At 37.1% G+C, this 10,840-nt stretch carries 9 protein-coding genes and 1 riboswitch; of the genes, 5 read left to right on the top strand and 4 right to left on the bottom strand.

The genetic code is table 11. From position 1 onward, the window contains the following. Positions 1-442 precede the first annotated feature (442 nt). Positions 443-1,522, bottom strand: a complete 1,080-nt coding sequence (gene tbcS / locus ACFFIX_RS23195; protein ID WP_378938290.1) for a tetraprenyl-beta-curcumene synthase — start codon at positions 1,520-1,522, stop codon at positions 443-445. A 226-nt stretch (positions 1,523-1,748) separates the two neighbouring features. Between tbcS and ACFFIX_RS23190 the strand changes: the two genes are divergently transcribed. From ACFFIX_RS23190 to ACFFIX_RS23180, 3 genes are all read left to right on the top strand, one after another. Continuing rightward, positions 1,749-2,264 carry a gamma carbonic anhydrase gene (locus ACFFIX_RS23190; RefSeq protein WP_378938286.1) on the top strand — a complete coding sequence of 172 codons (516 nt, stop codon included), beginning with the start codon at positions 1,749-1,751 and terminating at the stop codon, positions 2,262-2,264. A 318-nt stretch (positions 2,265-2,582) separates the two neighbouring features. Beyond that, positions 2,583-3,143, top strand: coding sequence for a phosphatase PAP2 family protein (locus tag ACFFIX_RS23185; RefSeq protein WP_378938284.1), 561 nt, complete (start codon positions 2,583-2,585; stop codon positions 3,141-3,143). 38 nt (positions 3,144-3,181) lie between these two features. Beyond that, entirely contained in the window at positions 3,182-4,324 is a 1,143-nt protein-coding gene (locus ACFFIX_RS23180; protein WP_378938282.1) for a glycosyltransferase family 4 protein, read from the top strand. 72 nt (positions 4,325-4,396) lie between these two features. On the opposite strand, the gene ACFFIX_RS23175 is transcribed toward ACFFIX_RS23180, so the two are convergent. Both ACFFIX_RS23175 and ACFFIX_RS23170 read right to left on the bottom strand, forming a co-directional pair. After that, positions 4,397-4,813, bottom strand: coding sequence for a VOC family protein (locus ACFFIX_RS23175; protein ID WP_378938280.1), 417 nt, complete (start codon positions 4,811-4,813; stop codon positions 4,397-4,399). A gap of 90 nt (positions 4,814-4,903) precedes the next feature. Then, positions 4,904-5,716, bottom strand: a complete 813-nt coding sequence (locus ACFFIX_RS23170; RefSeq protein ID WP_378938278.1) for a FixH family protein — start codon at positions 5,714-5,716, stop codon at positions 4,904-4,906. Positions 5,717-6,274: 558 nt separating this feature from the next. Between ACFFIX_RS23170 and ACFFIX_RS23165 the strand changes: the two genes are divergently transcribed. Both ACFFIX_RS23165 and ACFFIX_RS23160 read left to right on the top strand, forming a co-directional pair. Further along, the gene (locus ACFFIX_RS23165; RefSeq protein ID WP_378938276.1) at positions 6,275-7,363 is read left to right on the top strand and encodes an N-acetyltransferase DgcN family protein; all 1,089 of its coding nucleotides are present in this window, start codon (positions 6,275-6,277) and stop codon (positions 7,361-7,363) included. Further along, complete coding sequence (locus ACFFIX_RS23160) at positions 7,360-8,436, top strand: alanine/ornithine racemase family PLP-dependent enzyme (protein WP_378938274.1); 1,077 nt, start codon at positions 7,360-7,362, stop codon at positions 8,434-8,436. Before ACFFIX_RS23165 ends, ACFFIX_RS23160 begins: the two co-directional genes overlap by 4 nt. A 381-nt stretch (positions 8,437-8,817) precedes the next feature. Here ACFFIX_RS23160 and metK read toward each other — a convergent pair whose 3' ends face one another. Then, positions 8,818-10,023: a methionine adenosyltransferase gene (metK, locus tag ACFFIX_RS23155; RefSeq protein ID WP_378938272.1), complete on the bottom strand. Its 1,206-nt coding sequence runs from the start codon at positions 10,021-10,023 to the stop codon at positions 8,818-8,820. A gap of 306 nt (positions 10,024-10,329) precedes the next feature. Further along, positions 10,330-10,588: riboswitch (SAM riboswitch) on the bottom strand. Between the last annotated feature and the right edge of the window lie 252 nt (positions 10,589-10,840).

Raw genomic sequence — 10,840 nt, 5'->3', positions numbered from 1 at the left:
GCATCATTCATCACCTCAAGATTTTTATTACTTCTATTTTAATACAAAAAAGACTGTAGGCAAACTCGATAAAATCGAGTTTGTCTACAGTCTGAACGGAGCACTTTATGAGTGCTCCGTTCTTTTAAATTCTAAGCAACGATTTATTTAAAGCTATCAGTCCTTTTTCTCAATTCAGAACCTTTTTTACCTATATTTTGATTTTCCGAACAATTTTTTCGTTGGTTGACGCCACTCTTACGACTTTTCAGTCTCAGCCAACAACTATTCGACCGCCTCAAGGGATTTTCCGGTCACTCTCGCGTTATATCGGCCACCTACCACGTTATATCAGCCACTTTCCACGTTATATCGGCCACTTCTTGCAAAATCGATATGAGGTCTTTTGACTTATATGAGGTCTTTTGACTTGATAGGTTCTCGTAACCAACAAATATTCTTTCTAAGAACTCCGTTTCCAGGCAATCTTCTGAAATGTTCGATACGCTCTTCCATTCCAATAAAAGAAATAGCAGGTTTTCCCGCCTAACTTTATTAGTCTTTTTGCAAGTTTTCCGAGCTCCTTTTTTGAGGTTACTTTTTCATCTGAAAGGTAAACACCCAATATCCCACGGTGGATAAATTTGTGAAAGTACTCATGCTGAATACCTGTTAATTGGTCGTCTGCTTTTTCTACAAAATGCTGAATTCTTTCCATCATCTCTGCTTCAGAGGAATAGTAGCTACAAAAATTCAGGTCGCCACCGATTCGGTCTTCTTCTTGATCAATTAAATAATCCAGTAAGATATGCATACCTTGAACATATGGAAAATAACTTCGAAAAATTTGTTGTGCTTGTTTTTCATTAAAATCATCTTTAAAAGCATAGGCAACTAAGCAGAAAATCCCGAGAGTAGAGCCTGTACATGCAGAAAATTCATACCATTCAATATCAGGTAGAGCGTTTTTGTGATGCTCGAACCAATTTTCTAATCTAGGAACTCGATCTTCTATTTTCACATGCTTATGTACTTGTAGGTCACAATAATATTGAGAAAGCTCAAGCAACTGCTTTGAGATCAAGGGATAGTGTTGGATATCACTTAAGATTCGTTGACATGTTTGAACAAGTTCGTGTAAATAACCACCATCTTCTTTTTCGTCTCTGAATTGATAATAATTTTTACAAGTAGCCCCTACTGTTAATGCATCAAGCATTGCCTGATGGAGCATTCGAAAATCAACCGGATCAAGGGAAGTGCTACGGTCACAAAGATTATCTAAGTAATCACTTATTAATTGATAGGCAATAATAAATTCAATACACTGCTGTTTATGTGGACCAGAAATCATGGCAAAAATTCCGCCACCTTCACAGTGAAACCCTTTGTCATCAATGCCTGCCAGTGCATGGGTTCTTAATTCCTCATCTGGAATGAGCACAGCTTTTTCACGCCATTGTTTCACATAAAAATGAACAACTGGAAATATATCACGATAAATCTTTGTCATTAATCCAAATGGATGTTGTGGAATACTCAGGGGATTTCACCTCTTGCTAATTTATTTGAACTCCTATTTTAGGAAATTTCATGTCATCTACGATTACACATATAACGGATAATTATATTTACGATATCATCTTCTAAGAGCCTTTGTCACATGAAAAGGATATTTTTTTCATTTTAATAGCACGAGTTCACAATTTGAATTTGTTATAATTAACTTTGTGCAAATTCAATTTTGACTAGAAAACGGAGTGATAAACATGATCTATCCATATAAAGATAAAACACCTATTATTTCAGAAACAGCCTATATCGCCGACTATGTAACAATAACAGGAGATGTTGTCATTGGTGATGAATCGAGTATTTGGTTTCAAACCGTAATCCGAGGGGATGTGGCTCCAACGGTGATTGGAAACCGAGTAAACATTCAAGATCAATGCTGCCTTCATCAAAGTCCAAACAACCCATTGATTCTCGAGGATGAAGTGACAATCGGACATGCTGTCATTTTGCATAGCAGCATCATTCGAAAGCAAGCATTGATTGGCATGGGCTCAATTATTCTCGATGGTGCTGAGATTGGCGAAGGTGCCTTCATTGGAGCGGGAAGCCTTGTCCCACCTGGTAAGAAAATTCCTCCTCACACCCTTGCAATGGGTCGACCTGCAAAAGTTGTCCGAGAATTAACTGATGATGACTTAATCGACATGAATCGGATTCGGAATGAGTACGTAGAAAAAGGACAATACTACAAGTCATTAAAAAAGCTCTAGATTAATACATATATGTTAACACCACTCGGTTAATGTAAAAGCTCTTTTAATACGTTGCCACTAAATTGTCATACTAAAAGCGTTTTCAATCAAGCTGGAGATATTTTTCTTCAGCTTTCTTTACCATTCGAGAATATACTCCATATTTCTCAGTTTTACCCACTAAAAAATTCTATATTTCTGCCTTCATTCGATTTCTTTAATGAAACGTTAAAGTTTTGCAAATTTTCGCTGAAAAATATTTACATTATCTTATTATTCTCTAAATATTTTTAATTTAAAATGGAATAAAAGGTTGTGCAGGAGGGGCGTTCATAGATGAAGACTAAAATCATGTTAAACATGTACGACTTTGAGTGTCGACTGTTCCGTAGTGTGAATCGCCACTTTGATCGGAAATTCCTTAACATTTATTTTCGTAACATCACACATATCGGTGGAGCCACCGCAACAATCTTTACTTGTTTAATGCTCATTTTTTTCACAACAAATTCGGTTAGATTCACAGCAATTGCAAGCGCGTTGTCTCTGTTACTAAGTCACATTCCTGTTGCATTCGTCAAAAAAGTGTATCCACGTAAACGTCCTTATATCACACTTTTAGAAACAAAAGTTCCCGCGAATCCGCTCGAAGATCATTCATTTCCATCTGGACATACAACTGCTATATTTTCTGTTATTATTCCATTCGTTATTTTCATGCCTAGCTTAGCAGTCATAGTTTTACCAATCGCAGCGAGCGTCGGTGTTTCGAGGATGTATCTTGGCTTACATTACCCATCAGACGTGTTGGCAGGTTGTTTACTTGGAACTACAACTGGATTCGTAAGTTTCTTTGTAATAAGCAATCTGTTTCCAACTATCTTTTTACTTTCATAAACCTGGAGTAAACCAATATAGGTATTTGGGGGAATTCGATGAGAGTAGCTATTTTTACAGACACCTTTGCACCTGATGTTAATGGAGTTGCACGAACGCTTAAGCGTTTCACAGACTACCTTGAATCAAAAGGGTATGAATTTAAAGTATTCGCACCCGAGAGTACAAATGACAGTCTTTTTTCTAGTCACATCCATCGCTTTGCAAGTCTACCGTTTTTTTTGTATCCGGAATGTAGGTTAGCACTTCCTAATATGGTTCAAGTGAAAACTGAGTTACAGCGCTTCAAACCAGATATTATTCACGTTGCAACACCCTTTAACATCGGTTTTTGCGGACTGCATTATGCAAAAAAATTAAACATCCCGGTTGTTGGGTCCTATCATACAGATTTTGATCAATATTTAGAGTACTATGATCTTCAGTTTTTCTCAAAATTTCTCTGGAAATATATGCACTGGTTTCATCGACCACTGCGGAAAATATTTGTTCCTTCACAGGAAACATTAGAGCAATTAAGAAAACAAGGATTTATGAATCTACGTATTTGGGGAAGAGGGGTTGACTGCTCTCTTTTCCACCCGAATTACAACTTAGCTGAAGTACGAGAGGCCTATCAAATTAAAGAAAAATTTATTTTATCGTATGTGGGTCGTTTGGCACCTGAAAAGGATATTGAAACACTAATGAAACTCACAACCCAGCTACCTGAAAATATTCGTGATAACGTTCATTGGCTCATTGTTGGCGATGGTCCATTGAAAGAAGAAATGATGAAAAGTTCACCAGAAAATATGACATTTGCAGGTTATTTAAATGGGGTAAACTTGGCAAAGGTTTATGCAAGCTCAGATCTTTTTGTCTTCCCTTCACCTACTGAAACTTTCGGCAATGTCGTCTTAGAAGCTCATGCTGCTGGAACGCCCGTTATCGGAGCAAACTCAGGTGGCGTTAAAAACATCATTCAACAGGGGAAAACAGGATTCCTGTGCGAACCTAAAAATATTGATCAATTTTCAACTGCCATTCATACAATTTTGACGAATGAAACTTTGCAAAAAGATATGGGTAACAATGCACATGCCTATGCGTTAACGCAAACATGGTCCCAGATTTTTGATGGGTTGCTAAAGGAATATGAAGGTGCGCTTGAAGACCCAATACAAATGAGGTATGCGTAAGTTGTGTGCAGCCCTACAGATAGTAACTACAGTGCGATCTAACGTGGATACGCACTGTTTTTGCTAGTAAATTCATCGATTTGGGTAATCACAGTATTCAATGATCGTCCCTTCCGTATCTGCGGGGTTTAAATAGATTAATCTTCTTCCATGTTTATTGATCCGTAAAGATCCCTCTAATGTGCGGATTCCTAATTCTTTGAGTTCAACCAGGGCTTCATCTAAATTCTCAACTTGGTAAGCAATATGGTGAACGCCCTTCCCCTTTTGTTTTATAAATCGTGCAATTGGAGATGTATCATTATTTGTGGGAGCTAGCAATTCAATGCGATCACCATTAACTTCAATAATTGCCACTTCACTTTCGACACCTGGTAATTCGCTTGTATAGCGGTCTATTAATTTACCTGTTAGTACTTTTTCATAAAAAGAAATACTAGCATCTATATCACGAACCGCTATCCCGATATGATCAATTTTTTTATTCATGTATTCTCTCCTTGATTTGTAGATTCGTTTATATAGTAGCACAATGTATTCCCGAAAAAAGACCAAAGCACAATGAAGTGCTCTAGCCTCCTACTTTATGATTTCAAATGTGATTTCTTTATGCTCGTGTATGTCTCCTTTTTCAACATGAACTACCATTGTATAGACCCCTACTTGATCAAATGTATACTCAGTAGAATACTCTCCATCACCCGATTCTGCCGCATTTAGGTACTGATGGTTTTTTTCATCCTTTTTCCAAACTTCGAACCTGACTTTTGCATCTGCAAATGCTTCGTTTTCTTTTTCAATTATAGTAGAAAGAGTTGATGTACTAGCAGTTGTAAAAGTCTCGGTGTTTCCTGTCATAATGGTTAGCTTTTGAACGTGATGATGTTCATTCTCTGTAGCTTCGTCGTGCTGATGATTTTGTTGGGCACTTTCAGATCCTTCTCCATGGTGATGTTCTTCATTGTCCTTTTCACTCTGATGCTTTTCTTCTCCATTTACAGCAACTTCACCAACTTGAATTTCTTTTGAAGGCATAGTGTGGTAATTTTCCACGTCTGTATGGGCAATAACTTGATACAATCCATCCTCTTTAAATTGATGGTGAATTGCATACGTACCTTTATCTTCGAGATCGGCGTCAATTTCAGTTGACTCATCACCATTTTTAATCTCGAACATGACATTAGCGTCGTCAGCCAACTCTTCCCCATAATAAACTTTTGCTTGAATATGTACCTCTTCCTCTTTGTTTACGTGCTCTTTAGAAATAATTTCTGCTCTTGGTGCTTTTACCTCTTGCTCTGCAGAAGTAGAATTTTCATTATTTTGACCACATGCAACAAGGGCACTAAGAAATGTGAGTAGTATAAATCTACCTATAAATTTATCCATAACCTGAAGGCCTCCAATTATAAATACTAAAGCTATGATTCATTTTATCATTGAATGATTTCCTGAACTCATTAGGTTTCGTCAAAAAGATGAACGTTTTAAGGTACTTTCTACTCCATTATGTACGTGTTAATCAGGGTTTACTCATTGTAGTTTTTGATTTTTCATGAAAATAAGAGAGAAATTCCCCATAATCAAAATCCAATATATGACAGAATATAAGGCAATATCTGCAATGTCTTTTAAAATTGAACCCTTGATGGACATGACTTTAAAAGTCAAAATATAATGATATTCTTACATTTTGATAGAAAAAAGAAGATCCCTAAATCCTAACTACGTCCCTAAATAAAAACCTACCCTTACAATCTATGCTATAATAATAGGAGATCATGGAATAAATTGTATATCATGGAAAACACCTTACATTTTTTAGAGTCTTGGCCTTTTTGGCTTTTTGCTATCTATTATATTGTATAGGTGTTTTTTTATTATTTAAGTGATTTATAGTTTGCTACCTAGTGTATGGTTAAATATGAATTTTGAGGGGAAAGTGTTATGAAAAAAACAGCGCTTATTTATTGTGAAAGTAATTTCGGAACAATGGACGGAAAAACCGCAAATGGATTGATTAGAAGTTCAGGAAAATATCAAATTGTTGGAGTCATTGATAGTACGAAAGCTGGAATGGATACTGGAGAAGTTCTCGAGGGAGAAAAAAATGGAATCCCTATATTTTCGAGCTTTGATCATGCTATAGACAGTTTGACCACGGTACCAAACCAATTCATATATGGAATAGCCCCATCTGAGGCCTTTCTAAAAAAAGATGAGAGAAATATAGTGTTAAAAGCAATAAAACAAGGAATGAATATTGTTAACCCTCTTCATGAGTTTTTTACGGACGATGAAGAATTTGTAAAGTATTCGGCACAGTGTGGGGTCGAAATACATGATGTTAGAAAGCCTCCTCTAAAAAAGGATATGCACCTTTTTTCAGGGAGAATTTTAAACATTCCAACTCCAATCGTAGCGGTGCTTGGCACAGATAGTGCCGTCGGTAAAAGAACCACATCCGTCATACTTGAAGCTGCATTACTAGAAATGGGCTTGAATGTTGCCTTTGTGGCTACAGGACAAACAGGATTGATACAAGGTGCGAAATATGGTGTTGCTATTGACGCGATTCCTTCGCAATTTATGACAGGTGAAATTGAAAATGAAATCATGAAAGCTTATGAAAATGAGAACCCTGACATTATTATTGTAGAAGGACAAGGAGCGTTAAGTCATCCAGCCTATATCAGTTCTTGTGGGATTATCAGGGGATCAAGACCTGGAGCAATTATCGTCCAACATCCACCGAAGCGAGTAAATTTAGGCGATTTTAGCTTTATGAAAATGCCAACAATCCAAAGTGAGATCGAACTCATCGAAAACTTTTCAAATTCAAAGGTTATCGCTGTTACTATTAACCATGAAAACATGTCAAAAAAGGAAATAGCAGAAGTTGTTACAGAATATGAGAACCAGCTCGAGCTTCCAACAACTGATGTTCTTGAACACGGATGTGACAAGCTTATAACGAGTATATTTGAGGCTTTTCCTTTACTGAAGAACAAAAAGAAGGAAGCACTTGTCAATTGACCCAATCTGTTGAACCTAGAATTGAAATCAACCTTGCAAAAATTGCACATAATGCAGATGTACTTCTTAAATTGTATGGTACAAAAGGTATTGGGATCATAGGGGTCACCAAGGGTGTTTGTGGAGTACCAGAGATTGCTAAGGTTCTTGTAAATAAGGGCATTCATATTCTCGGAGACTCGAAGATAAAAAATCTCAAGAAAATGCGCGAAGCAAGAATTAAAGCAGAATTTGTTTTATTAAGAATACCAGCTTTGAGTGAAGTTGAGTCTGTCGTTAAACATGCTGACATTAGCCTAAATACTGAGCTAGCTGTTATAAAAAGTCTTTCAGCTACCGCTAAAAAGATTAACACTGTGCATAAAATCATCCTGATGATCGAAATGGGTGATTTACGAGAAGGAATTATGCCCGAAAATCTCGAGGAATTCATCCAGGAGGTTTTAAAACTTTCCGGAATTAAATTGGTTGGCATTGGAGCAAATTTTGCTTGTTTTGGAGGAGTTAAACCCAACGAAGAAAATATGGAGAAATTATCTTCACTTGCTAATGAAATTGAAGAAAGGTTTTCTTTGTCCCTTTCCTATGTTTCCGGGGGAAATTCAGCCAATTATAGTTGGTTTATGAATACCGAGAACACCGGAAAAGTTAACAATTTAAGAGTAGGCGAGTCAATACTTTTAGGACGGGAAACTCTATGTCGAATGGCAATACCAGGATTATTTACAGATGCATTCACTTTTATTTCTGAGGTTATTGAATCAAAAATAAAGCCATCTGTGCCCTATGGAGAAATTGCTCAGAATACGCTTGGAATTACTCCTCAATTTCAAGAGCGTGGAAAAATAAGAAGAGCGATCCTAGGAGTTGGGTTTCAGGATGTACTTGTGTCGGGACTTACGCCTAGGTTAGATATGGACATTCTTGGTTCAAGCAGTGACCATACTGTTCTTGATGCTAAGAAAATCGACTTGCAAGTAGGAGACGAAGTAGCATTCTCTCTTAATTATGGAGCTATTCTTTCGGTTATGACCTCTCCCAATGTATTTAAGAAATATATTAATGTCATATAATTCAGGCATTGTTCAGTAGTAGAAGCAGGAGTAGATAGCTCATGCACTATTCGAGACCCTTCTCCTACTTTTTGACTGAGCAAAATCGTCGAATAAAATCATTTTGTGTCGAAACGTCGATAAAATGAAAATTTCGTAGATAAAACACTTCCACAGCGATAAAACTACAAACCTAGACAGTAAATTTCCCACATAACGAAGAATAGCTATAGTAAAAACTCAATTGGAGAGACAAAGTGTTAATTACAGAATGGAAACTCCCCGTTACGATCCTCAAACACGAGCAATACTGCACGCTGTCTTCCACCATATGATCAAAAGTGCCAATCATAATGACAAGAAAACCCGTTAGCAACTTTGCTAACGGGTTTTCTTAAAGTATTAGCGACTTAGCGCTTCGTTACTTAGTGCTTCTGCTTTGTCAGTTCTTTCCCATGGTAGGTCAAGATCGTTACGTCCGAAGTGGCCGTATGCTGCTGTTTGCTTGTAGATCGGTCGACGTAGATCTAACATTTTAATGATTCCTGCTGGACGTAAGTCAAAATTGTTACGAACAACATCTTCTAAAATATCTTCAGATACTTTTCCAGTACCGAATGTATCGATTGCAATGGATACAGGCTGTGCTACACCGATTGCATAAGCTAGTTGAACTTCACATTTATCTGCTAGGCCTGAAGCAACAAGATTTTTTGCTACATAGCGTGCTGCATAAGCTGCAGAACGATCTACTTTTGTTGCATCTTTACCAGAAAAAGCGCCACCACCGTGACGTGCATATCCACCGTATGTATCTACGATGATTTTACGGCCAGTTAAACCAGCATCACCTTGAGGTCCACCAATTACAAAACGGCCAGTTGGGTTAATAAAATATTTCGTTTCCTCATCTATTAGTTCTTTTGGAACCACCGGGTTGATAACGAATTCTTTTAGATTACGTTTAATTTGCTCAAGTGACACTTCTGGGTGATGTTGAGTTGAAATAACAATCGTATCAATACGAACTGGTTTGTCATTTTCATCATACTCAACCGTTACTTGAGTTTTTCCATCAGGACGAAGGTATGGAAGAATTTCATCTTTACGTACCTCTGCTAGACGACGAGACAATTTGTGAGCTAATGAAATAGGTAATGGCATAAGCTCTTTTGTTTCATTACAAGCAAAGCCGAACATTAAGCCCTGATCTCCTGCTCCGATTGCATCAATTTCTTCATCTGTCATTTGACCTTCGCGTGCTTCTAATGCTTGGTCAACACCCATCGCGATATCTGCTGACTGCTCGTCAATTGATGTTAGTACAGCACATGTTTCAGAATCTAGGCCATATTTAGCACGAGTATAGCCAATTTCTTTAATCGTTCCACGAACAATTTTCGGGATATCCACATATGTGCTTGTTGTAATTTCACCTGCTACTAAAACTAAACCAGTTGTTACAGATGTTTCACAAGCTACACGTGCGTTTGGATCCTTTTCTAAAATTGCATCTAAAATAGAATCTGATATTTGGTCACAGATTTTATCTGGATGGCCTTCCGTTACCGACTCAGAAGTGAAAAGACGTTTTCTTTTTCTAGACATAGTAAAAATTCCTCCTCTATTTTGTAAACAGAGATCATCTGATCGTTCAGTTCGATCTCCACTTGTTGATACGGAACTCAATCCCATTACTATCTTTACCCTTTTATTTAAGAATTTCGTTGGCATGTTTTATAAACTATAGTTTATGTACTTTTCCACTGAACTCAGGGCTTAAACCCTTAGAGTTCTGCGCAAATGCTTTTCTTACAAGCCTATGAAATTAAGTGCAACGCTTATCTTTTTTCCAAAAGAAAAACCTTTCCCGCTGTTCCGAGGAAAGGTTGTAAAATTCATCATAGCCTTTCACTCTTATCGATCAAGGGCCTTAGCCTTGCTTCAGGTTAGCACCTTTGCGTGGAAAATGTCGTTAGTGAACACGTTATAAGATAAGTGTGTGTATTTAGATAGCTTTTTAGCCTAAAATAAGCTTTAATCATTCTATCACATGATTTTAGGCAAAAAAGCACGCACACATATGTATAAGTTTCAGAAAAACGTCGCTTTCCTTTGTTAGCAGGTTGCTGGGTTTCATTGGGCCTGTCCCTCCACCAGCTCGGGATAAGAGAATCCGTTCAAGGACATATCATAGCGTACTAACCTACTACTGTCAACAAAAAGTGACGAATTTCTTGTTTTCATTCGACTAAAAATCCAGTAAAATTAAAGTTCGAATTATGACTTCCTATTAATATGGAAAGGATGTTTTTTAATAATTTCTATAGTCTAAACAATTCATTTTTATAAACGAAGTGTAAAATGGTTGAAATAGTATAGACTAATCAGTTTAATGTGTTATACTAATTGGTAAGGATAACTA

Source organism: Metabacillus herbersteinensis (assembly GCF_042433335.1).
GTDB lineage: Bacteria > Bacillota > Bacilli > Bacillales > Bacillaceae > Metabacillus > Metabacillus herbersteinensis.
This window is presented reverse-complemented; position numbering and strand designations above follow the sequence as displayed.

Coding starts and splice junctions, on each gene's coding strand:
- ACFFIX_RS23165 (WP_378938276.1), top strand. CDS start 6,275: ATGAAAAAAACAGCGCTTATTTATTGTGAAAGTAATTTCGGAACAATG.
- ACFFIX_RS23170 (WP_378938278.1), bottom strand. CDS start 5,716: ATGGATAAATTTATAGGTAGATTTATACTACTCACATTTCTTAGTGCC.
- ACFFIX_RS23185 (WP_378938284.1), top strand. CDS start 2,583: ATGAAGACTAAAATCATGTTAAACATGTACGACTTTGAGTGTCGACTG.
- metK (WP_378938272.1), bottom strand. CDS start 10,023: ATGTCTAGAAAAAGAAAACGTCTTTTCACTTCTGAGTCGGTAACGGAA.
- ACFFIX_RS23190 (WP_378938286.1), top strand. CDS start 1,749: ATGATCTATCCATATAAAGATAAAACACCTATTATTTCAGAAACAGCC.
- ACFFIX_RS23180 (WP_378938282.1), top strand. CDS start 3,182: ATGAGAGTAGCTATTTTTACAGACACCTTTGCACCTGATGTTAATGGA.
- ACFFIX_RS23175 (WP_378938280.1), bottom strand. CDS start 4,813: ATGAATAAAAAAATTGATCATATCGGGATAGCGGTTCGTGATATAGAT.